The sequence below is a fragment of the Nocardia sp. XZ_19_385 genome (assembly GCF_015355755.1).
In the GTDB taxonomy this organism is placed as follows: Bacteria; Actinomycetota; Actinomycetes; order Mycobacteriales; family Mycobacteriaceae; genus Nocardia.
In genome coordinates this window covers 384848-405897 of the sequence record NZ_JACVEE010000004.1, presented here as the reverse complement: position 1 = coordinate 405897, position 21050 = coordinate 384848, and the positions used below count along the sequence as shown (strand labels likewise).

General features: G+C 66.6%; 20 protein-coding genes. 11 read left to right on the top strand and 9 right to left on the bottom strand.

Annotation, left to right across the window (positions count from 1 at the left end; genetic code table 11):
- Positions 1-31: 31 nt before the first annotated feature.
- From IBX22_RS30815 to IBX22_RS30805, 3 genes are all read left to right on the top strand, one after another.
- Positions 32-520 carry a low molecular weight protein-tyrosine-phosphatase gene (locus IBX22_RS30815; protein WP_194819264.1) on the top strand — a complete coding sequence of 163 codons (489 nt, stop codon included), beginning with the start codon at positions 32-34 and terminating at the stop codon, positions 518-520.
- The gene (locus IBX22_RS30810; protein WP_194819263.1) at positions 520-1395 is read left to right on the top strand and encodes an SURF1 family protein; all 876 of its coding nucleotides are present in this window, start codon (positions 520-522) and stop codon (positions 1393-1395) included. The genes IBX22_RS30815 and IBX22_RS30810 overlap by 1 nt, the downstream gene beginning before the upstream one ends.
- A 631-nt stretch (positions 1396-2026) precedes the next feature.
- Positions 2027-2521: an AAA family ATPase gene (locus IBX22_RS30805; RefSeq protein WP_375540298.1), complete on the top strand. Its 495-nt coding sequence runs from the start codon at positions 2027-2029 to the stop codon at positions 2519-2521.
- A gap of 119 nt (positions 2522-2640) precedes the next feature.
- Here IBX22_RS30805 and IBX22_RS30800 read toward each other — a convergent pair whose 3' ends face one another.
- A complete protein-coding gene (locus IBX22_RS30800; RefSeq protein ID WP_194819262.1) occupies positions 2641-3570 on the bottom strand; it encodes a cobalamin biosynthesis protein in 930 nt (309 codons plus the stop codon).
- Positions 3571-3826: 256 nt separating this feature from the next.
- Between IBX22_RS30800 and IBX22_RS30795 the strand changes: the two genes are divergently transcribed.
- The 3 genes from IBX22_RS30795 to IBX22_RS30785 all read left to right on the top strand — a co-directional run bounded on the left by IBX22_RS30795 (position 3827) and on the right by IBX22_RS30785 (position 6002).
- On the top strand, positions 3827-4213 hold the full coding sequence (locus IBX22_RS30795; protein WP_194819261.1) for a RidA family protein: 387 nt from the start codon (positions 3827-3829) through the stop codon (positions 4211-4213).
- 96 nt (positions 4214-4309) lie between these two features.
- Positions 4310-5254, top strand: a complete 945-nt coding sequence (sigJ, locus tag IBX22_RS30790) for an RNA polymerase sigma factor SigJ (RefSeq protein ID WP_194819260.1) — start codon at positions 4310-4312, stop codon at positions 5252-5254.
- Between the two features lie 139 nt (positions 5255-5393).
- Positions 5394-6002 (top strand): hypothetical protein, encoded by a 609-nt coding sequence (locus tag IBX22_RS30785; protein ID WP_194819259.1) that lies wholly within the window; start codon positions 5394-5396, stop codon positions 6000-6002.
- Positions 6003-6004: 2 nt separating this feature from the next.
- On the opposite strand, the gene IBX22_RS30780 is transcribed toward IBX22_RS30785, so the two are convergent.
- Positions 6005-6931, bottom strand: a complete 927-nt coding sequence (locus IBX22_RS30780; RefSeq protein ID WP_194819258.1) for a saccharopine dehydrogenase NADP-binding domain-containing protein — start codon at positions 6929-6931, stop codon at positions 6005-6007.
- A complete protein-coding gene (locus IBX22_RS30775; RefSeq protein ID WP_194819257.1) occupies positions 6931-8325 on the bottom strand; it encodes an MFS transporter in 1395 nt (464 codons plus the stop codon). The genes IBX22_RS30780 and IBX22_RS30775 overlap by 1 nt, the downstream gene beginning before the upstream one ends.
- A gap of 77 nt (positions 8326-8402) precedes the next feature.
- Between IBX22_RS30775 and IBX22_RS30770 the strand changes: the two genes are divergently transcribed.
- The gene (locus IBX22_RS30770) at positions 8403-9020 is read left to right on the top strand and encodes a TetR/AcrR family transcriptional regulator (RefSeq protein WP_194819256.1); all 618 of its coding nucleotides are present in this window, start codon (positions 8403-8405) and stop codon (positions 9018-9020) included.
- Between the two features lie 3 nt (positions 9021-9023).
- Here IBX22_RS30770 and IBX22_RS30765 read toward each other — a convergent pair whose 3' ends face one another.
- Entirely contained in the window at positions 9024-9407 is a 384-nt protein-coding gene (locus IBX22_RS30765; RefSeq protein WP_194819255.1) for a hypothetical protein, read from the bottom strand.
- 87 nt (positions 9408-9494) lie between these two features.
- Entirely contained in the window at positions 9495-10262 is a 768-nt protein-coding gene (locus tag IBX22_RS30760) for an MBL fold metallo-hydrolase (protein WP_194819254.1), read from the bottom strand.
- 71 nt (positions 10263-10333) lie between these two features.
- On the opposite strand from IBX22_RS30760, the gene IBX22_RS30755 reads away from it, so the two are divergent.
- The 4 genes from IBX22_RS30755 to IBX22_RS30740 all read left to right on the top strand — a co-directional run bounded on the left by IBX22_RS30755 (position 10334) and on the right by IBX22_RS30740 (position 12943).
- Entirely contained in the window at positions 10334-11293 is a 960-nt protein-coding gene (locus IBX22_RS30755) for a GlxA family transcriptional regulator (protein ID WP_194819253.1), read from the top strand.
- Between the two features lie 31 nt (positions 11294-11324).
- Entirely contained in the window at positions 11325-11840 is a 516-nt protein-coding gene (locus IBX22_RS30750; RefSeq protein ID WP_194819252.1) for a gamma carbonic anhydrase family protein, read from the top strand.
- A 181-nt stretch (positions 11841-12021) separates the two neighbouring features.
- Positions 12022-12222 carry a hypothetical protein gene (locus tag IBX22_RS30745; RefSeq protein WP_228539773.1) on the top strand — a complete coding sequence of 67 codons (201 nt, stop codon included), beginning with the start codon at positions 12022-12024 and terminating at the stop codon, positions 12220-12222.
- A gap of 100 nt (positions 12223-12322) precedes the next feature.
- A complete protein-coding gene (locus IBX22_RS30740) occupies positions 12323-12943 on the top strand; it encodes a TetR/AcrR family transcriptional regulator (protein WP_194819250.1) in 621 nt (206 codons plus the stop codon).
- Here the strand turns inward: IBX22_RS30740 and IBX22_RS30735 are convergent.
- From IBX22_RS30735 to IBX22_RS30720, 4 genes are all read right to left on the bottom strand, one after another.
- Entirely contained in the window at positions 12933-14750 is a 1818-nt protein-coding gene (locus IBX22_RS30735) for an Eco57I restriction-modification methylase domain-containing protein (RefSeq protein WP_194819249.1), read from the bottom strand. The genes IBX22_RS30740 and IBX22_RS30735 overlap by 11 nt on opposite strands.
- A 98-nt stretch (positions 14751-14848) precedes the next feature.
- The gene (locus IBX22_RS30730; RefSeq protein ID WP_194819248.1) at positions 14849-15115 is read right to left on the bottom strand and encodes a hypothetical protein; all 267 of its coding nucleotides are present in this window, start codon (positions 15113-15115) and stop codon (positions 14849-14851) included.
- A gap of 30 nt (positions 15116-15145) precedes the next feature.
- Positions 15146-16402, bottom strand: a complete 1257-nt coding sequence (locus tag IBX22_RS30725) for an LGFP repeat-containing protein (protein WP_194819247.1) — start codon at positions 16400-16402, stop codon at positions 15146-15148.
- A 58-nt stretch (positions 16403-16460) separates the two neighbouring features.
- Entirely contained in the window at positions 16461-20720 is a 4260-nt protein-coding gene (locus IBX22_RS30720) for a hypothetical protein (protein ID WP_194819246.1), read from the bottom strand.
- Between the last annotated feature and the right edge of the window lie 330 nt (positions 20721-21050).

Sequence of the window (21050 nt, the reverse complement as noted above, 5' to 3'; positions counted from 1 at the left end):
GGGTAGGCGCGACGTACCCGGACCCGACACAATGGCTGTCGTGGGTGAGCTGCACATATCGTTCGTTTGCACGGGGAATATTTGTCGTTCGCCGATGGCGGAGAAGATGTTCGCGCACCATCTGCGCTTGGCCGGGCTCGACGACCGGGTGCGGGTGAGCAGCGCGGGCACCGGATCCTGGCATGTCGGGGACGACGCCGACCCGCGCACCACCGCCACGCTGCGCCGCCACGGCTACCCCGTCGGACATGCCGCCGCGGTGCTCGGTCCCGATCATCTGACGGCCGATCTGCTGGTCGCGCTCGACCGCACCCACGAGCGCGCACTCGCCCATCTCGGTGTCCCGTCCGAGCAGCGCGCACTCCTGCGCAGCTTCGACCCCGACGCCGACGGACCCGACGTGCCCGACCCCTATTACGGCGACACCTCCGATTTCGAACTGGTCCGCGACCAGATCGAAGCCGCCATCCCCGGCCTGCTCGACTGGGTGCGCGCCGAACTCCCCGACGGACCCCGCTGATGCGCAAACTCACCTTCCTCCTGCGTCCCAGCTGGGTGATCCTGGCCGTGGTCGTCGTGGCCTTCGCCTACATGTGCTTCACCGTGCTCGCCCCGTGGCAGCTCGGCAAGAACACCGCCACCGAACACCGCAACGAGTTGATCGCCGACTCGGTGCGCGCCGACCCGGTCGACGTCACCAGCCTGTTCGCCCAGGCGGACGGGCACACCGAATGGCGGCGAGTCACCGCGGAAGGCAGCTACGTCCCCGACTCCACCGTGCTGGTGCGCCTGCGCCACCTCGACGGCGCCCCCGCCTACGGCGTCCTCGCCGCCTTCAAACTGACCGACGGACACATCCTGCTCGTCGACCGCGGCATGATCGCCGGCCTCGACGGCACCTCCGCCCCGCCCCCGATCCCCGCCGCCCCGGCCGGTCAGCAGCGCCTCGAAGGCCGCGTCCGCACCTCCGAGGGCGTCACCCCCGGCAAGGACCCGCTCACCCAAGACGGCTACCGCCAGGTCTACTCGATCGACATCACCCAGGAAGCCACCGTCCTCGCCCAGCCCATCACCCCCCTCCCCACCGGCGAAGACCGCGGCGGCTACCTCCAACTCTCCGAAAACCAGCCCGGCGCCTTCACCCCCACCCCCCTCCCCCAACTCGACGCCGGCCCCTACCTCTCCTACGGCCTCCAATGGCTCGCCTTCGGCCTGATGGCCCCCCTCGGCCTCGGCTACTTCGTCTACGCCGAACTCCGCGAACGCCGCAGAGAACGCCGCCCCACCCCCGAACCCACCTCCGCCCCACCCGATCCCACGGAATCCGGCCCTCCCCCAACCGACTCCGCTCCCGCCACCGAAGCCCGCCTAGCCGACCGCTACGGCCGCGGCTGACCCCGCAGAACCCCCTGGCCGCACCAACATTCGAGTAGCCACTGATGCCCACCGGACGCCTGGCCCATGGCTGCGCCAACCAACCTGCTCACCGAGCCGCCACCCAGCCACACGCGACAACCTCCAGTCGGCAATCCCTCTGACGGCCAACGGGACATGGCTGCGGCAACGTCTTAGTGGCCCCTCCACCATGTGCCACTCACCGCACGCGGGGCGGGTTTTCGTCAGTCGAAGCGGATGCTTCAGTACGAGGCGTTGCAGCGCATGCGATGTACCGAATGGCTTCCGAGGATGCGACCGAGAGTCGGCCCCGCCGTGGATGTTTCGGCATGATCGGCGTGGACGTCTGCGCTGGCGCGTCCGTGCCCACCGCTCTCGTCACATTGATCCTCCACGACGACCTGTGCCACCCGCCGGCTCACCTGGCCAAGTGACAATCCACGACCACCGAACAGGGACCCATCACCTCCTCCATTAACGACGCCCTGCCGAGCTGGCGGCGATTGGGACATGGCTGCGGCAACGGTCGAGTAGGCCCTCCACCATGTCCCACTCGCCGGCCCGATGATGGATGCGGCCGTCTAGCCCCGGCGATGTCTTTGTCGCGTGCGGGCCGTTTACTATCCGCTGGGTGGCGGTGATTTTGGTGACGGGGATGTCGGGTACGGGGAAGTCGACGGCGTTGATTGCGTTGGCGCAGCGCGGTTATCGGGTGGTCGATACCGATTACGGGGGCTGGATAGCGGACTTGCCGCGTCCGGACGGCACCGGGTCGGAGCGGCAGTGGCGCGAAGATCGGATCGAGGAGTTGATCGCAGATCATGAACGGTCTGGTGAATCGGTGTTCATCGGAGGGACTGTGTGGAACCAGGTCGGGTTCTATCCACGGTTCGATGAGATCGTGCTGCTCAGTGCTCCGGTGCCGGTGATCTTGGACCGTATTGCGCAACGCGACACCAACCCGTTCGGGAAGGCCGCCGGAGAACGCGAACGAATCATGGCTGATATTGCCGAAATCGAGCCGCTGTTGCGCTCGGCGGCGAGTGTGGAGATCGACACCCGGAAACCGCTGGGCGAGGTGGTGGATCAGCTGGCAGCCCTCGCGGGACCTCGGATCTCGCAATAGCCCCTAAGTGACATGGGCGTCCCTGCCCACGAATCCCGGCCGTCCCGGACATATGGCGCCGCACGTCCCGGCCGTCCCCGGACATATGGCGTCGCCCTAGCCAGAGTCGTCGTCGGGCTTCAATCCTTTCGGCGATTGCCCAATAGGGCGAACGCCGCGGTGGTGAGTGCCGCTGCGAGTTGCACTGCCTCGGACAGGCGGACGGCGCGGCGCAGGTCCGGGACCTCCGGGGGTGGGCCTTCGCCGAGGGTGGGGCGGAGTTCGGTGCCGTAGCGGTATTGGGTGCGGCCGCCGAGTTGGATGCCGAGGGCGCCGGCCATGGTGGCTTCGGCGACGCCGGCGTTGGGGCTGGGGTGTTTGGCGGCGTCGCGGCGCCAAGCGCGGATGGCGTTTCGGGGGCGGCCGCCGACCACGGGGGCCAAGGCGGCGGTGAGGGTTCCGGCTACGCGGGCGGGCAGGAGGTTGGCGACGTCGTCGGTGCGGGCGGCGGCCCAGCCGAAGTTGCGGTAGCGGTCGTTGCGGTAGCCGATCATGGCGTCGAGGGTGTTGACGGCGCGGTAGCCGAGCAGGCCCGGGACGCCGGCGAGAGCGCCCCAGACCAAGGGGGCGACGGTCGCGTCGGAGGTGTTCTCGGCGATGGATTCCAGTGCGGCGCGGGCCAATCCGTCGGCGTCGAGCACCGAGGGGTCGCGGCCGCACAGGGAGGGCAGCAGAGCGCGTGCACCGTCGATGTCGCCGGATTCGAGCCGTTCGGCCATCTCCCGGCCGGCCCGGGCGAGGCTGCGTCCGCCCAGCACGGTCCAGGTCGCCAGCGCTGTCGCCGCCACCCCACCACGCCGCAACCCATACCCGAGCCCGACCACAGCGCCGACCGCGACAACCTCGTGCACCACACCGTTGACCCGCCGATCGGCATAGGTCACCGACTCCAACGCGCTTGCCGCCGAACCGAACCCGGCCACCGGATGCCACCGCCGCGGATCCCCCAGCGCACGATCCAACGCGAACCCGAGCACCAACCCCGCCGCAGTCGCAGTTCCCGAACGCATCCGCCGAGGGTAACGACCACCCCGCCCCCGCCCCTCCCCCAACCCCCGATGATCCCGGAGACCGGAACCATCCCACCCGCCCGCGCCGCTGTCGCCCCTCGCACGCCCCGAGCAGAACCCGCGAGCCTGTTCCGACCAGCGGCCACCACCGCGAAGTACACCGGCTGGGCGAGAGGCCTCGGGCGAAATGACCACGAGGCACTGATCGCAGGCGTAATCCGTTGACGGGCATACAGGTTCGCAGCATGATCGGCCGATGGAGACGGTCGCGCACAGTCCGAATGAAGGTATCTATCCCGCTGCTTCTGACTATTTGCATGCGCTAGAGGTCCGGGGGCACGAGCGGTTGTTGTTTGTGGCGGGGACGATGGGGTTGGATCCGGCGGGAGTGGCCGGGGCGTCGGTGGCGGAGCAGCTCGAGCTGGTTTGGCAGAACATCCGGGTGATACTCGCCTCGGCGGGGATGACGGTGGACAACATCGTGCGGCTCACCAGTTATTTGCGGGATCCGGCGTATGCGGGGGCGAATGCGGAGGCCAGGGTGGCGGCGCTCGGGGGGCGGGCGGTGCCGACGACGGCGATTGTGGTGCAGTTGCTGGAGACCGACTGGTTGGTTGAGATCGAGGTGGTTGCGGCGGCCTGACGAGCCGATGTCACACTTTTGGGCCGTGCGTCGTCGTTGAGATGACGCGAACAGACGGTCCCCGCGGGGCCGACCGAATGAAACGGCGAGGAACCAGTGAGCACCGAGGCATCGACTCCCGAACCGATCGACGCCGCGCAGTGGGCGCGGCAGTTCGAGGAGCACCGCCCGTACCTGCGGCGGCTGGCCTACAGCACGCTGGGCAGCCTCACCGACGCCGATGACGTGGTGCAGGAGGCGTGGCTGCGGCTGCACCGCCAGCACGAGTCGGGCAAGGCGGGCGAGATCGACAACCTGCGGGCCTGGCTGACCACCGTGACCGGGCGGCTCGCCCTCGACTATCTCGGGTCGGCCCGCGCGCGCCGCGAGCAGTACGTGGGTGAGTGGCTGCCGGAGCCGGAGGTCACCACGTGGGACGATCCCGCCGACCGGATCTCCCAGGACGAGCGCGTCACCACCGCGCTGCTGGTAGTCCTGGAAGCCCTGTCGCCCGCCGAGCGCACCGCCTTCGTGCTGCAGGACGTGTTCGGCATGACCGGCCCGGAGGTCGCCGAGGTGGTGGGCCGCACCCCGGCCGCGGTGCGGCAGTTGGCATCTCGCGCCCGCAAGCATGTGGAGAGCGGCACGCCCCGCTTCCCGGCCTCACCCGACGAACAGGAGAAGGTGGTGTCGGCGTTCGCGCTGGCGTGGCGCTCCGGCGATCTGAGTGCCCTGCTGGGAGTACTGGATTCGAAGGTCAGCCTCACCGCCGACGGTGGCGGCAAGGTGCCCGCCATCCGCAAGCCGGTGCACGGCGCGGAACTGGTCGCGAAGATGCTGCTCGGCTGGTACCACGCGCCGTCCGCACAGGGTGCCTGGGGCCGCGCAGTCCTGGTCAACGGCCACCCGGGCCTGGTCGTCTTCGACGGAACCCACACGGGCGTCTTCTCTTTCACCGTCGACGCGGGCCGCATCGTCGCCATCGACGTCGTCCGCAACCCCGACAAGCTGCACGACCTCCCCACCGAAGGCGACCCCACCTTCTTCTTGCACGGCGAGTAACTCGCCAAGATCATCAGGCACTGCTGGCGGCGTTCCCCGAGGAGCGCCCGCCGCCAGTGCCTGATGATCTTGTTGATTCGACAGGTAGCGGCGGTTTGTCTACCATCGCGGCGAATCATCAACCAAGGATCGGGGATTCATGCAACAGCAGCAGCCGGTGGAGCAGCAGAGTTGCCCGAAGCTGTCTGCGCCGCAATCCGATACCGGGCTGTTGATCGAGGCCAGCTACATCTGTGACAGCACAACTGCCGTTCGCCTCAGTCGCGCTGCCGCGCTGATCGCTTGGCGGCTGCCGATGCGCTGGGGCATCCTGCTCGCCCTCCCGGTTTTCCTGTTGACCCGCAACACCCTTCAGTCCCTGGCCGACGGCGGCGGCAGCGAACCCGCCGAAGTATGCGGCGCGGCCTGCGCGGTGCTGGCTGTCGAACTGGTCCTGGCAGGCATCCTCACCGCCGTCCGGATGACCCGCCCGACCGCGAACATCAAGGCCTACAGCTATTCCGGCGCCCGCATGTCCGCGACCTACACCCCGGAGGCGATGGAGCTGAGCCTGGTCACCCAGCCGCTCACCCACCCCTACCGCGAAATCCGGAAGGTCATCACCACCGACGACGCGGTGTACCTGCAGCCCGCCGACACCAACGGCTATGTCCTGCCGCGCGAACTCGTCCCCGACGCCGCGCTCACCCTGCTCCGGAGTGCTCAGGACTGGTCGCCGGTCGGCCCGATGCGACCGTCCGGCACCTGATTTCAGACCTGCCCGAGTTCGAAGTTCTCCTCGGTCGCCAAATCCGACAGTGCCATCAACTGGTGCAGCGGACGCACGCCCGCAGCACAGTCTCGTGCCCGCCGGACCGCCGCCGCCGCAAGCAGCGCGGTAGCCCACGACTGATTTCGCCCCCGCACCCAGCGAGCCGGACCGGATCGCGGACGCGCCAGCACCAGCCACTGATCGGTTCCTGGAAAGTGCAGTCCGCGTGGCATTTTGGCTGCTCCGGGCAACCAGGTCAACGCGGCCAGACCTGCCGTGGCGACGCGGGAGTCGACCGCGAAGTAGGTGCGCACCGGTATCCCCAATTCACGGGTCAGCGTGTGCTGATCGGAGAAGTCGGCGCGGTACATCCGCCGCCGCCGCCCGTATCCAGGTAGCTGAAATGTGGTGGGGCGACTGAAGTTCCGAACGCTCCCGTCCTCGGCGTCGAAGTTGCGTCCGAGCAGTCCGTAGGTCCACGCGGTAGCGGCGACCCCGTGCTCCTCACCCGCACCGAGCAGCACCGCCAGATCGATCGGGCCGCTCCCCTCCGAATGCACCGCCATAGCAAGCAAATTCGTCACACCCGGTGCCAGCCCGACATCGACGATCACCGGCCCCGACGGCTCTATATCCCGCAGTCGCGCAACATATTCCGCATTCGCGGTGATATCGACGAACGCAGCGCCCACCTCCCCGGCCAGCCGCGCCAACCGTGCGTCCTCGGATCCGGCGGCATTGACGACAACGTCCACCTCCGCCAGGGCGGCCCGGTAGGACCGCAGCTCGTCCTCGCCCAAATCCAGGACGAGATCGGCACGTTCGGGATCCCGCCCCGCCACCAGCACGGTGTCCCCGTCCGCGCGCAACCGCGCGACCAGATGCCGCCCGACCGCTCCGTACCCACCCAGCACCAGCACTCTCATCACAGCACCACCTTCTCGGCCCGCACGGCACTCGTCCGCAACAGGACAACGGTCAACACGGCGCCCAGCGCGGCCAGCGCACCCGCCACCCCGAAAGCGATATTCAATCCGCTCCGATACGAGCTCGGCGCCAGTTCGGCGAGCAACAGCAGCGCGGTCACCCCGAGCCCCGACCCGACCCGCTGTGCCGTGTTGACGATACCCGCCGCGATGCCGGCATCGGCCTGCGCGACGGAGGTCACCGCGGGCGCGGTGACACCGACAAACGCAGCGGGCAAACCGATTCCGAGCAGCACCGCACCCGGCAGCACATCGAGCAGGTAGCTGCTGTGCTCCGGCAACCGCGCGAACCAGCCCATGGCCAAGGCCTGCAAAACGAGCCCCGCCGCCAGCACCCGCCATGCGCCGAGCCGATCGAGCGCGAACGGAATCAGGCTGCGGGAGATGACAATATTCACCACGGCCACCGGCAACACCGCCAAACCAGACTCGGTGGCGGTGTAGTGCTGGGTGTTCTGCAGATACAGCGCCAGCAGCGCGAAGGTCGGCACATGCGCCGCACCGACCAGCGCATTCACCACCGCCGACCCGCTCACCTGCCGAATTCTGAACAGCCGCAACGGCATCAGTGGATGCGGGCTGCGCGTCTCGATGAACACGAAGCAGCCGAGCAACGCCAGCCCCAGACCGAGCAGTGCGGCTGCCACGCCCCGCATCGTCGCATCCCCCAGCGCCCCGATGGCATAGCCGATGAGCAGTAACCCGGCGGTGCCCGTGATCGCGCCGGGCACGTCGAGCCGCGCGTCCCCGCTCCGCGCCGAATCAGGCGGCAGCAGACGGACGAAGGCCAGCGCGAGCACTCCCACCGGAAGATTGATCAGGAAGATCGACGGCCAGCCCAGCAGATCGGTGAGCGGCCCGCCGACCGCCGTGCCGAGCGCCGCACCCGCCGCACCCATCGCACTCCACACCCCGAAAGCCCGGTTGCGGGCGCCGGATTCGGTGAACGACGCGGTGAGCAACGCCAGCTGCGCCGGAATCAGCACGGCCGCACCGATTCCCTGCAAGGCCCGCGCTCCGATCAGCACCGTCGCGGTATCGGCGAACCCGGCCAGCGCGGACGCGACCGTGAACAGCACCAGCCCACCGGCGAACATCCGCCGCGGTCCGAGCACATCGGCCGCCCGCCCGCCGAGCAGCATGAACCCGCCGAAGGCCAGCAGGTACGCGTTGGTGACCCAGCCCAGCCCCGACTCCCTGAGCCCGAGATCGGCCCCGATGTCGGGCAACGCCACGTTCAGCACCGTCGTGTCCAAGAAGACCACGAGTTCGACGACCGTGATCAGGAGCAGGATCAGCCGTTCCCGTGCTCCGAAATTTTCTCTGCCACTCATGGTCAAGCCTTTCACTAGAGCGGTACTTTAGTGAGAGTTTCACTGGAGTAGCGCTCTAGTCAAGTACTATCTGCGGTATGACCGAGAAAGGCGCCCGCGCTGCCCGGACGATGGCCAACCGCGCCAAGATGCTGGCGGCGGCACGGGAACTGTTCACCACCCGCGGCTACACGGCGACGACGATGAAGGCCATCGCCGAGGAAGCGGGCATGGCGGTGCAGACTCTCTACTTCACTTTCGCGACCAAGCGCGCGATCCTGTCCGAGCTACTGGACACCGAGATCGCCGGCGACACCGAACCGATCGCGACCATGGACCGAGCCTGGTTCGCCACCGCGCTGACGGCCCCGCCCGCCGATCAACTGCGATTCCAAGTCGACGCCGCCGCAACGATTTTCGGCCGCGTCAGCCCCCTGCTCGAGGTGATCCGGTCGGCGGCGGCCACCGACCCCGAACTCGCCGAGCTCTGGCAGACCAACCTCGCTCAACGCCACCTCGTCCAGCGCCGCCTGGCCGAAGCGCTCGCCGGAAAAACCCCCCTGCGCGCCGGGCTCGATACCGCCCGCGCGGCAGACATCGCCCTCGCCGTGCTCTCCCCCGAGACCTACCACCTACTCGTCCGCGAACGCGGCTGGACACCCGCGGAGTGGACGTCGTGGGCGGCCGACGCGCTGACCTGTCAGTTGCTGCCGTGACGCCTACCCGGCGTCGAGCACGCTCGCGGGAACGCCGTAAGGAAGGAAGCGCAAGCGCCGCCGGTCATCGGTGTTGTCCCGATGTGCGCGCAGGGCTTCGAGCTCACTCGGGAAGACCTGATCGACCCGCGCCGTGCCGTCGTCCTCGAGGGTGTAGATCGCCCACACTCCGCTGCCGGTCTCGCCGGTGGTCGGCCCCTCCGGTTTCGGCGCGCTCGGGCGCTCCTGCTGGACGAACTGACCGAGCACCGAGGCCAGGGTATTGAAGCTGGTGCGATCAATGTACTGACTGGCCTGTCCGAGCTTGTCCCGGAATTCCACGCCCACCTCACGCAGCACGCGCTCGAAGTCTTCCGGATCAATCCCGAACGGTCCATTGTTTGCCATGCCCTCAGTGTCCTCGCGCATCCGGGATTTCGCCACGTCGCCCGCTCCCGCTCCTCGGCGCGAGCAGCGGCAATGAACCGGAGGGGGTCAGACTCCGATCTCCTGCCCCAAGGGCGGAATCCGCAATTGCTGTGCGCGACCCGCGTATTCGAAGGTGCGCGCCAGGTGGTCGAGGGTTTCGGTGAAGTGCGCCCAGCCCTCGCCGTGCACCGGCACGATGACGGCGTCGCCCAGCTTCGCCGCGGCCTGTACGGCGGTGCGCGCGTTCAGGGTGACATCGGTATCGCCGAAGGCGCCCGGATTCGCCGCGCCCACAAACAGAATCGCGACATCGATCCGGCCGACGCGCTCGGCGATCTCCCCGACCAGGTCCACCGAGGCATTGTCCCCGGACACGTACACCGTCGGCTCCCCCGCGGCCTGCAGCACGAACCCGGTGACGACACCCGTGACCGGTTCGCAGCCTTCGGGCCCGTGCAGCGCGGGAACGGCGGTGACGGTCACCGCGCCGACCACCGCCGTCTCCCAATTCGCCATGCCGCGAACACCATTCAGGCGCTCGGCCGCATCCGGCGTGGACAACACGGTCTCGACCGAGTCCAGGAATTCCCGCCCGGAGTGGTCGAGGTTGTCGGCGTGCTGGTCGTGCGAGAGCAGCACCACATCCACCGCCCCGACCTGCGCCACCGGCACCGCGGGTCCGGTGAGCTTGTGCAGCGTGACCGGGCCCGGGTAATCCCCCGGCTCGTCGAAGGTGGGGTCGGTGAGCCAGGTCAGACCGCCGTAGCGGAACCGCAGCGTGGGTCCGCCGATGTGCAGGGCTTGCAGGCTGGTGCGTTCGATCGTCTCGGTCATGGAAAAGATCCTGCGCGCCGCCGCACCGCACGACCAGTGGCCCGCGAGTCACCTTCCGCTAAGATCGGGCCATGCACTCCGTGGCCGTTCTCGCCTTCGACGGCATCAGCCCCTTCCACCTGTCCGTGCCCACCCTGGTGTTCGGCCGGATCGGCGCCGACGGCGATCCGAGCACCCCGTACGAAGTCGTGGTGTGCGCCGAGCAGCCCGGAATCCTCAGCACCCCATCCGGTTTCGACATCCACGTCAAACACGGTCTGGATGTGTTCGACAACGCGGGCACCATCGTCATCCCCAGCTGGATCCGCGGCACCGGCATCTCCCCCCGGCTGCACGCCGCCCTCTACCGCGCCCACGCCAACGGCGCCCGCATCGTCGGCTTATGCCTGGGCGCCTGGGCAGTCGCGGCCAGCGGCCTGGCCGACGGACGCGAGATCACCACGCACTGGGCCTCCGCCGACGACCTGGCCCGCGCCTACCCGGCGGTCCGGGTCCGCGCCGACACGCTCTGGTCCGATCTGGGCGACATCATCACCTCCGCGGGCGTGGCCGCCGCCCTGGACTGCTGCCTGCACCTGGTTCGCCACGACCTCGGCAGCCGCGCCGCCACCGATCTCGCACGCGCCCTGGTCACCGCGCCGCACCGCAGCGGCTCTCAGGCCCAGTACATTCCGGTCGCCGTCCCCGACGCCGCCGACGACGACCCGATCGAGCACGCGATGCTCTGGGCCCGAGCACATCTCGGCGATGCGATCGATCTGGACCGCTGGGCCGCCGTCGCGCTGATGTCGCGTCGCACCTTCACCCGCCGCTTCCGCGACCGCACCGGCACCAGCCCGCAGCAGTGGCTGCTGCTACAGCGCACCGACCGCGCCCGCCTGCTGCTCGAAACCACCGACGACACCATGGACCGCATCGCCGCCGACACCGGCTTCGGCACCGCCGTCAGCCTGCGCCACCATTTCCACCGCATCCTCGGCACCAGCCCCGCCGCCCACCGCGCCATGTTCCGCCGAGCCTCGGTGGCCTAGCTGTGTTCCAGGGCACGATAGGTTGCCAAGCATGATGATCGAGATCGGCGGAGTAGCGCCGGAGATTGACGACACCGCGTGGCTGGCCCCGAACGCGACCGTGATCGGGCGCGTGCGGCTGGCCGCCGAGGTGAGCATTTGGTACAACGCGGTGCTGCGCGGCGACCTGGAGGACATCAGCGTCGGAGCCAAGACCAACATCCAGGACGGCTGCGTGCTGCACGCCGATCCCGGCATGCCGCTGACGGTCGGCGCCGGAGTTTCGGTGGGGCACAACGCGATTCTGCACGGCTGCACCATCGGCGACGACGTCCTGGTCGGCATGGGCGCGACCGTGCTCAACGGCGCGGTGATCGGCGCGGGCAGCCTGATCGCGGCCAATGCCCTGATCCCGGAGGGCGCGCAGATTCCGCCGGGCTCGCTGGTGGCCGGTGTCCCCGGCAAGGTTCGCCGCGAGTTGACCGAACCCGAGCTGGATCGCATCCGCCTCAACTGCGCGGTCTACCTGCACAACATGTCGACCCATCGGGACGCAAAGGTCTTGTGAAGATTGGTGTGAGACAGCCCACACTGATCAAGCGTCCAGTAAGAACGACTGATAACATTTTGCCTGCGTGCCCGGCGTCCCGGGGGCTCTTGCCGAGACGTTCGAACCGTCCGCCCCGGGGACACTTTTGGGGCAGGCGTGTATGGCAGGAGGTATCACGGTGGCGTACGGGGAACCGGTAATGCACCGATCGAAGGGGCGGACCACGGGGCTGGCGGTCGCCGGCGGGGTGGGCAAGTTGAGCGTGGCCGATATCGCGGCGCAGCCGGGCGGGATCGAAGCCCTCCAGCGTCGCGTCCACGAATTACGCTCCAGCGGTATAGATTTCGCGGCCAATGCGATCGAGCAAGAGATGGCCGCCTTCGATTTACCGCGTAGTTAGGGCCATAGCGGACGCAAGATCGACGGTGCCGGTGAAATAATGAACACCCCGCACCAGCACCGTCGCTGCGGCGCACTATCCGGCCACCGACTGGAGCCTCATGCCGAACGTTCCGACCATCCTGCAGCGCATCCTCGAGAAGCCCGTCAGTGACGGTGAGAAACTCCTCGAAAGCGCCCTGTCGGCATTCCTGGACTTCGGCATCAAACGCACCAGCATGGGCGAGGTCGCGCGCCGGGCCGGCATCAGCCCCGCCACCCTGTATCGGCGCTTCGAATCGAAGAACGACCTGGTCGAAGCGGTCAGCGTGCGCGAGGCGCAGCGCTTCGTCGCCGAGATCGACAAGCGTGTGCAAGCCGTCGAGGGCGGACCTGACGAGCAACTGGTCGAGATCTTCGTCGCGTTCATCGCCGCCATCGCGGGCAACAAACTGCTGCGCCGCCTGGTGACCACCGAACCCGACCTCATCCTGCCCCGCCTCACCACCGAGGCCGGACCCATCCTCGCGGTCGGCCGCACCTATCTGGCGACGAAGCTGCGCGAATCGCGGCCCGCGGACGCGGATTTCGATGCCGACCTGGTTGCCGAGGTGATGGCCCGGCTCGCGCATTCGCTGGCCCTCACCCCCGATGGCCTGATCCCCCTTGCCGATCCCGCCGCCGGGCGCGAGTTCGCCCGGCGCACATTGCTTCCCATGATCGGCGTGCACGTCACCGCGTGAAGGCGAGATCGACGCGCTCGTCGAGAGTTCGCTGGGCGTCGCCGTCGAGGGGGCGGCCGTCCACGAATTCGCCTACCAGATCGATGATTTCGGACGCCGCGCGTGTCCCGGGGTCGGGCACCGGTAGTCGCGAGACGTACTGGGTGATCCAGCGCCGCCTGCCGGAATACAGGCGGTTACCGCACACCGCGTCGTAGAACCGCAGCCCCAGCCCCGAATTCGCCACCCCCATCAGCAGATACGCGATCCGTTCCGCGCCGATATCTGCCAGCGAGATCCAATAGCAGTCCCCGTTGACCACCGCACCCGATCTATCGAAGGCGAATCTCGGCCGCACACTGATATCCGGGAACACCAGCTTGGGCACCTGCCACAGATGCGGCCGCTGCGGCACCCAGATCTCGAACCACTCCCGCCCACCGTCGATCACATACTTGCGGCCGGCCAGGACTGCCCGATGACTCTGCAAATACCCTGCGGCCCCGGGGAACTCACGCAGATCCACCGGAATCCGCCGCGGCTGCGTGGTGTCGTAGGGGTAGAGCACCCTTGTATCCCGCGCCCGCGCAATCCGCCAGGGCTCCAGGTCATGATGCGTAATCAAGTCGAACAACAACTCCGGCTCCGGGCAAGGATCCGCCTGCCGCCACCGATCCGATATGAACACCCGATCCGCAGTCGTCTTGATCCCCACTCGAATCCGCGCCACCTCCCCGAACGTCTTCCAGGTAGCCGCCCCGACCCCCGCCAGCCATTCATCCAACGCAGGCCGCGACATCCGCCAAGCCCCATCGTCCTGCCTGCCGGACTTCCGCTCCGGAACAACCATCACCTCTAATCCCGTGCCAGCAACTGAATCCCGGCGTTCGCCGGAATGCCCAAGAGTCATGATGGGAAGACCAGCAGGCACATCGGGAATGCTGGGAGGGCCCTCAGGAGGACTGGGCTGCTTCCACTCGAGGTGTTCCCGCCGAGGCGCGGGGTCGGATGCGGGTGGAACCTTGCCTGTCGACAGTGTTCCCACCTCGACGGCGAAAGTGCGGCCGTTGTGCGTGATCAGGCTGCCGTCGTCCTGGGTCAGCGCTTCGAAAAGGTCTTGCTCGCTCGGGATTTCGGTGACCTCGACCTCGTACGCCGATGCATACCGGCACTCGGTCACCGCTACATCGCGCCTGGCGATGGTGATCGCGGGTAGGACTGCCGCCTCGAATAGCTTGGTATCCCCCAAGTCGTAGAGTTCCACCGGGGCTAGGTCACGTTGCAGTACCGCGCGGATGTTGGCCCCGGCCCTGGTGGTGAGAAAGCGGTTGGCACAAAGTAATCCGAGAACGCCGCCGTATCTCAGCAGGCGTGGCGCGACCGCGACGAACGGGTGGGTGAGGTCGATCCGGCCCGTCAGGCCGAACTGTCTGCTGAGCAGCTGCGCGGCGGCCCCGCCTAGCTGCTGGGTGCGCACATATGGCGGGTTGGTGATGATCGCGTCGAACGCGCCCGCCGGAAGTTTCCCGGCAGCGATCAGGAAATCTCCACTGTGCCAGTCAATTTCGTTCCCCGCCCGGGACCGTGCCAGCGCCACCGCGGATCCGTCGAGGTCGTATCCGGTCAACTCCAGCCGCACCCCGGGCAGCCGCACAGCCGCCTCGCGCCGCACGGCTAGCAGCAGCTCCCCGTCCCCACAGGCCGGATCCAGCACTCGCAGCACATCCCCCGGCGGCGCATGCGCCAGCAAGCGGTCCGCCAGGAAGCGCGCCAGCACGGGCGGCGTGTAATGCCGCCCGTGCCGTTTGCGCTCGCGCGCCGCACTCATGGCTGGGATTGTGCCCCAGTGGCGCGGCGATTCCGATAGGAAACGAGCATCGGCGCGCCCGTGCGATGTCACGGGCGCGCCGATGCCGTCAATGGTGATCAGCGAGTGTGGGTACCGGTACCACGACCGCGGGTGATCATCGCACCGACCGCGGTCACGATCGCACCGACCACACCACCACCGGCGACCTGGCCGAGTACCTGACCGAAGTCCAGGCCGCTGCTGGTGGCCGCTTGGATGATGGCACCGGTGATGCCACCGCCGACGGCGCCGAGGGCGCTGTTGCCGGCCATACCGAGGTTGCTCTTGGCGCCGGCGAGGTTACCGCCGACCAGTCCAGCTAGAAGTCCCAGGATCCATTCCATTGCTGTTCCCTCCTAATCGGATTGGTGAATCTAGCGGGTCGGATCGGAATCGCTCTTGTCTTCCCGGCTGCGCTGGTTGGCGCCGACCGCGTTGTTCTCGTAGGTGACCGTCATGTCGTCGGTGTTCTTGTCGTCGACGAACGCATGACGCCCGGTCGTCATCGGCGGCACATCGTGCTCGCGTTCCACCATGCGCGGCGGGGTCGCCGGCTTGGGGGCTTCGTAGGCCGGGCGGGCCGTGGTCCACGGCTGGGTCTTGGGCACGTCCACCCGCGGAGCCTTGTACTCCGGCCGCGGCGGCGCGTTGTACTTCGGCGGCTCGGGCGCCCGGGTCGTGGCGGTCCGGGTCTGCACGGGCCTGGTCGCGACCGGGCGATCCATGCGGGTCGTGGTGGCCGGTCGACGACCCATCAGGCCGAGCAGGGCACCGGCGACCGCGGTGATGGCCAGGCCGATCGGGACGCCCCACCACCTGTTGATGCCCGAGGACGTATCCGTGTTCGCGGTCGGCGCGGACATGTCGGGGATGGGGTCGGGCGCGTTGGGCATATTGGGCGCCGGCGGCACGGCCGGCGCCTCCATATTCGGCGCCCCGGCCTTGAACCCGGGCAGGGTCGCGGCCAGATCAGCGGGGACGGTGACGGTGCCGTTGGCCTCCGACCACTGGATCTCGGTTCCGGCCGGGCCGGCGAACATGCCGGTCATCACGCCGTTGGCGTCGGTCATGTCGGCGGTCGGGTAGCCGAACGGGCCGGCCACACCACCGCTGGCCCGCCAGGCATCGAGGACCTTGCCCTCTACGACGTGCGCACCATTGGTCGGGCTCCAATAGACGGCCGCGCCACCTTCCTTGGCGAAGTTGTTGAAGCGGCCGACACCGTCGCCGGTGCCGCTCTCGTCATTGGTCGGGAAGCCCAGCGAACCCTCCGGGCCGCCCATCGCCTGGTACTTCGCCAGGATGTCGCCGTACATCACCTTCGCCCCGGTATCGGCCGAGTAGTAGACGCTGCAGCCCTGGTAGGCGCGCATGGCGCCACCGGCGACCGCGGTGGCCGCACCGGTGGGCTGACCACAGAAGGAGCCGGCGCCACCGAAATCGGAGTAGCGAGCATCGATCTGCTGGTTGGCCTCCGCCGACACCTCTTGGGCTGAGGCGAACGGGGCCGCGCCGAGCAGCGCACCGGAACCGAGCAGGGCCATGGCGCCGAGTGCGACACCACGCGCACGCCAATCCTTGCGTTCACCGAGAACCGTTGCTGCGGGATAGAACTGCGTGCAATCGGACATCACCAAACTCCTTTGTAAAGGGTTGCGGATGTGTCTTCTGTCGGCCGTGCAGGGATCGTCAGTGACGCTGGCGATGATCCCGATCGGCGTCGTCACGATCGCGTCCCTTCTGCTCGGAACGCGGATCCTGGACGAGTTCCTCACCCGGCAGGACATCGGACGCCTTGCCGAGGATGCCGTCGACGGGGTGCTTGCCGGTGCGACGCTCGATGAACTTCTCGTCGCGCGGTTCGCCACCTTCACGAACCACAGCCCGCACCTCCCGCGCCGAGCCCTTGTCCTCGTGCACAACGGTGGTGACGGTCTCCTGGCCGTGTTCCACGACCCGCTCGACCGGCTTCTCCACGTATTTGTGCACCAGCACCGGCTTTTCGACGACAACCTCAACGATCTTTTCGACCGGCTTCTCGACGATCTTCTCGACCTCGACGTAGACCGGCCGCTCGACGATCTTCTCGACGATGGTCTCGACCGGCTTCTCGACGATCCGCTCGGCCAGGACGTCGACCTGCTTCTCGACGACCTTCTCGACCAGACGCGGGACCTGGATGGTCTTCTCGAGCACCTTCTCGACCGGCTTCTCGATGGTCTTCTCCACGATCTTGGGCCGCTCGACGATCTTCTCGACGACCTTGTCGACCGGGCGATCGATCACCTTCTCGATGATGTTCGGCTTCTCGACCATCCGTTCCACCACCTTGTCGACCGGGCGATCGATGGTCTTCTCGATGATGTTCGGCTGTTCCACAACCTTTTCCACCACCTGATCGACCTGACGATTCACCGTCTTCTCGACCACGTTGGGGTTGGTGACGACCTTCTCCACCACCTGATCGACGTTGCGGTTGACCACCTTCTCGATCACATTCGGGTTGGTGACAACGGTTTCCACGACCTGGTCGACGTTGCGGTTGACCGTCTTCTCGATGATGTTCGGGTTGGTGACAACGGTTTCGACCACCTGGTCGACGTTGCGGTTGACCGTCTTCTCGATGATGTTCGGGTTGGTGACAACCTTCTCCACCACCTGATCGGCCTGCCGGTTCACCACCTTCTCGATCACGTTCGGGTGGGTGACGACCTTCTCCACGATCTGGTCGGCCCGCCGGTCCACGATCTTCTCGATGATGTTCGGGGTCTCCACGACCCGTTCGACGATCTTGTCCACCGGACGGTCGATCGTCTTCTCGATGATGTTCGGCTTCTCGACGACCCGCTCCACCACCTTGTCCACCGGACGATCGATCGTCTTCTCGATGATGTTCGGCTTCTCGACCACCCGCTCGACAATCTTGTCGACCGGACGATCGATGGTCCTCTCGATGATGTTGGGCTTCTCCATCACCCGCTCGACGATCTTGTCGACGGGGCGATCGATGGTCTTCTCGATGATGTTCGGCTTCTCGACAACGCGCTCGACGATCTTGTCGACCGGGCGATCGATGGTGCGCTCGATGATGTTCGGCTTCTCGACGACCCGCTCCACCACCTTGTCCACCGGACGATCGATGGTCTTCTCGATGATGTTCGGCGTCTCGACAACCCGCTCCACCACCTGATCGACGTTGCGGTTGACCACCTTCTCCACCACGTTCGGGCTGGTGACAACCTTCTCCACCACCTGATCGACCTGACGGTTCACCGTCTTCTCGACGATGTTGGGTGTGGTGACGACCTTCTCCACGACGTGATCGACCGGGCGATCGATGGTCTTCTCGATGATGTTGGGCTTCTCCACCACCCGCTCGATCACCTTGTCGACCGGACGATCGACAACCTTCTCGATGATGTTTGGCTTCTCCACCATGCGCTCGACGACCTTGTCGACGGGACGCTCGACAGTCTTCTCGATGATGTTCGGCCGCTCCACAACTCGTTCGACGATGCGGTCGACGACCTTGTCGATGGTGCGCTCGATGATGTTCGGCTTCTCCACCACCCGCTCGACCACCTTGTCCACGGGCCGGTCGACAACCTTCTCCACCACGTTGAGCTTCTCGACGACCTTCTGCACCATGCGCTCGACGGGCCGGTCGATCACCTTCTCGATGATGTTCGGCTTCTCCACCATCCGCTCGACGACACGGTCGACTGGCTTCTCGACGAGCTTCTCGATGATGTGCGGCTTCTCCACGGTCCGCTCGACGACCTTGTCCACCGGACGCTCGATCGTCTTCTCGATGATGTTCGGCTTCTCGACCACGCTCTCGACGACACGGTCGACGACCTTCTCGACCGGGCGCTGGACGATGTTCTCGACCACGATCTCGCGCGGCACCTCGACGGTCTTGATCACCGGCTTCTCGACCATCAGCTCGACGGTCCGGGTGACCGGCTTCTCCACCGTCTTGTAGACGATGCGCTCGACCGGAACCTCGATGATCTTCTCGACCACCTTCTCGACCGGCTTCTCCACGACCCGCTCGATGATCTTCTCGACCGGCTTCTCGACGACCCGCTCCACGAACTTCTGCACGGGTACCTCGACCACCTTGTCGACCACGTTGACGACGGGCTTCTCCACCCGGCGTTCGATGGTGACCGGCTTGGTGACGACGTTGTCCTTGATGTCGACCATCAACTTCTCGACGAGGCGCTGCACCTCGACCGGGCGGTTCTGCACGTTGTCGACGATGTTGACGACCAGCTTCTCGACGAGGCGCTGCACCTCGACGGGCTTGTTGGAGATCTTGTCGACGATGCTGACCACCGGCTGTTCGATGCGGCGCTCGAGCTCGACCGCCTTGTTGGTGACCTTGTCGGTCATCGTGACGGTCGGCTTCTCGATGTGGCGGGTGATGTTGACCGGCTTGTCCACAACCTGATCGGTCATGGTGACGACCGGCTTCTCGATCCGGCGACCCACCGTCATCGGCTTCTCGACCACCTGATCGGTCACCGTGACAACCGGCTTCTCGATCCGGCGACCCACCGTCATCGGCTTCTCGACCACCTGATCGGTCACCGTCACTACCGGCTTCTCGATCCGGCGCGACACCGAAACCGGCTTGTCCACAACCTGATCGGTCACCGTGACCACCGGCTTCTCGATCCGGCGGGTGGCGGTCATCGGCTTCTCGACGACCTGATCCTGCACGGAGACGCGCGGCTGCTCGGTCGTGCGAGTTGCCTTGTACGGCTTATCGATTACCTGATCGGTCACCGTGACCACCGGCTTCTCGATCCGGCGCGACACCGAAACCGGCTTGTCCACAACCTGATCCGTCACCGTGACCACCGGCTTCTCGATCCGGCGACCCACCGTCATCGGCTTGTCCACCACCTGATCGGTGACGGTGACGCGCGGCTTCTCGATCTTCCGGTTGACGTTGACCGGCATCTCGACGACCTGATCGGTCATCGTCACGACGGGCTTCTCGATCCGGCGGCTCACCGTCATCGGCTTGTCGACGACCTGATCGGTCACCGTCACGTTCGGCTTCTCGATCCGGCGGGTCACGGTGACCGGCTTGTCCACCACCTGATCGCGGACGGTCACGACCGGCTTCTCGATCCGGCGGCCCACCGTCATCGGCTTCTCGACGACCTGATCGGTCACCGTCACGACCGGCTTCTCGATTCGGCGCGTGGCCCGAATCGGTTTGTCCACCACCTGATCGGTGACGGTCACGCGGGGCTGCTCGGTGGTGCGCGTGACGTTGTACGGCTTCTCGACAACCTGATCGGTGATGGTCACCCGCGGCTGCTCGGTCGTGCGGGTCGCCTTGATCGGCTTCTCGATGACCTGGTCGGTGACGGTGACGCGGGGCTTCTCGGTCGTGCGAGTCACGTTCACCGGGCGGTCGATCACCTTGTCGGTCACCGTCACAACCGGCTTCTCGGTCGTGCGGGTCACGGTGACCGGCTTCTCGATCACCTTGTCCGCCACCTTCACAACCGGCTTCTCGGTCGTGCGGGTCACGGTGACCGGCTTCTCGATGACCTGATCGGTCATCTTCACCACGGGCTTCTCGACTCGCCGGGTTACCGAAACCGGCTTGTCCACAACCTGATCGGTGACGGTGACGCGCGGCTTCTCCACCACCCGGCTGATCTTGACCTGCTTCTCGCGGACGTCGTCGGTCACGGTGACCACCGGGCGCTCCACCATGCGGCTGACGCGGGCCGGCTTGTCCACCACCTGATCGACGGTGTCGACGACCAACCGCTCGATCACCCGTTCCATCTGCACCGGCTTGTCGACGACCCGCTCGACCGGCTGCTCGACCAGTCGCTCCACGGTGTAGGGACGGTCCACCACCTTGTCGACTGCACGCATCGGTTCACTGGGCGGCTTACGACGTTCGCTGTTGGCCATGATGCCTCCATTGATCAGTTTGTCCCGGCCTTTGCCCGCATCCCCCATCGCTGGGCATTTGAGAAATTACTGAAAATCTGATTGCGCACTCGGCCATTCAAACACAGATAAAGTCCGTGTCCAGGAAACGTTTTGGCCAACATTCCGCAACCTGACGTTGTGTTTCGCTTATAGGAAGCACATAAGAATGCATCGAAACCCGCTGCAATGCGACGGTTTCCGGCAACTGGGGCGTGCACCATGCAGTGTCTGAACAGTCATGAATGTTGTCCTGAGCGGCTAATTATCCGGATAATGCGATTCATTCGTGCACCTCTGAATGACATTATT

Excerpts from the sequence above, each read along its gene's own strand:
- IBX22_RS30815 (WP_194819264.1), top strand. The coding sequence starts at position 32 with ATGGCTGTCGTGGGTGAGCTGCACATATCGTTCGTTTGCACGGGGAAT.
- IBX22_RS30810 (WP_194819263.1), top strand. The coding sequence starts at position 520 with ATGCGCAAACTCACCTTCCTCCTGCGTCCCAGCTGGGTGATCCTGGCC.
- IBX22_RS30800 (WP_194819262.1), bottom strand. The coding sequence starts at position 3,570 with ATGCGTTCGGGAACTGCGACTGCGGCGGGGTTGGTGCTCGGGTTCGCG.
- IBX22_RS30795 (WP_194819261.1), top strand. The coding sequence starts at position 3,827 with ATGGAGACGGTCGCGCACAGTCCGAATGAAGGTATCTATCCCGCTGCT.
- IBX22_RS30785 (WP_194819259.1), top strand. The coding sequence starts at position 5,394 with ATGCAACAGCAGCAGCCGGTGGAGCAGCAGAGTTGCCCGAAGCTGTCT.
- IBX22_RS30780 (WP_194819258.1), bottom strand. The coding sequence starts at position 6,931 with ATGAGAGTGCTGGTGCTGGGTGGGTACGGAGCGGTCGGGCGGCATCTG.
- IBX22_RS30775 (WP_194819257.1), bottom strand. The coding sequence starts at position 8,325 with ATGAGTGGCAGAGAAAATTTCGGAGCACGGGAACGGCTGATCCTGCTC.
- IBX22_RS30770 (WP_194819256.1), top strand. The coding sequence starts at position 8,403 with ATGACCGAGAAAGGCGCCCGCGCTGCCCGGACGATGGCCAACCGCGCC.
- IBX22_RS30765 (WP_194819255.1), bottom strand. The coding sequence starts at position 9,407 with ATGGCAAACAATGGACCGTTCGGGATTGATCCGGAAGACTTCGAGCGC.
- IBX22_RS30760 (WP_194819254.1), bottom strand. The coding sequence starts at position 10,262 with ATGACCGAGACGATCGAACGCACCAGCCTGCAAGCCCTGCACATCGGC.
- IBX22_RS30755 (WP_194819253.1), top strand. The coding sequence starts at position 10,334 with ATGCACTCCGTGGCCGTTCTCGCCTTCGACGGCATCAGCCCCTTCCAC.
- IBX22_RS30750 (WP_194819252.1), top strand. The coding sequence starts at position 11,325 with ATGATGATCGAGATCGGCGGAGTAGCGCCGGAGATTGACGACACCGCG.
- IBX22_RS30745 (WP_228539773.1), top strand. The coding sequence starts at position 12,022 with ATGCACCGATCGAAGGGGCGGACCACGGGGCTGGCGGTCGCCGGCGGG.
- IBX22_RS30740 (WP_194819250.1), top strand. The coding sequence starts at position 12,323 with ATGCCGAACGTTCCGACCATCCTGCAGCGCATCCTCGAGAAGCCCGTC.
- IBX22_RS30735 (WP_194819249.1), bottom strand. The coding sequence starts at position 14,750 with ATGAGTGCGGCGCGCGAGCGCAAACGGCACGGGCGGCATTACACGCCG.
- IBX22_RS30730 (WP_194819248.1), bottom strand. The coding sequence starts at position 15,115 with ATGGAATGGATCCTGGGACTTCTAGCTGGACTGGTCGGCGGTAACCTC.
- IBX22_RS30725 (WP_194819247.1), bottom strand. The coding sequence starts at position 16,402 with ATGTCCGATTGCACGCAGTTCTATCCCGCAGCAACGGTTCTCGGTGAA.
- IBX22_RS30720 (WP_194819246.1), bottom strand. The coding sequence starts at position 20,720 with ATGGCCAACAGCGAACGTCGTAAGCCGCCCAGTGAACCGATGCGTGCA.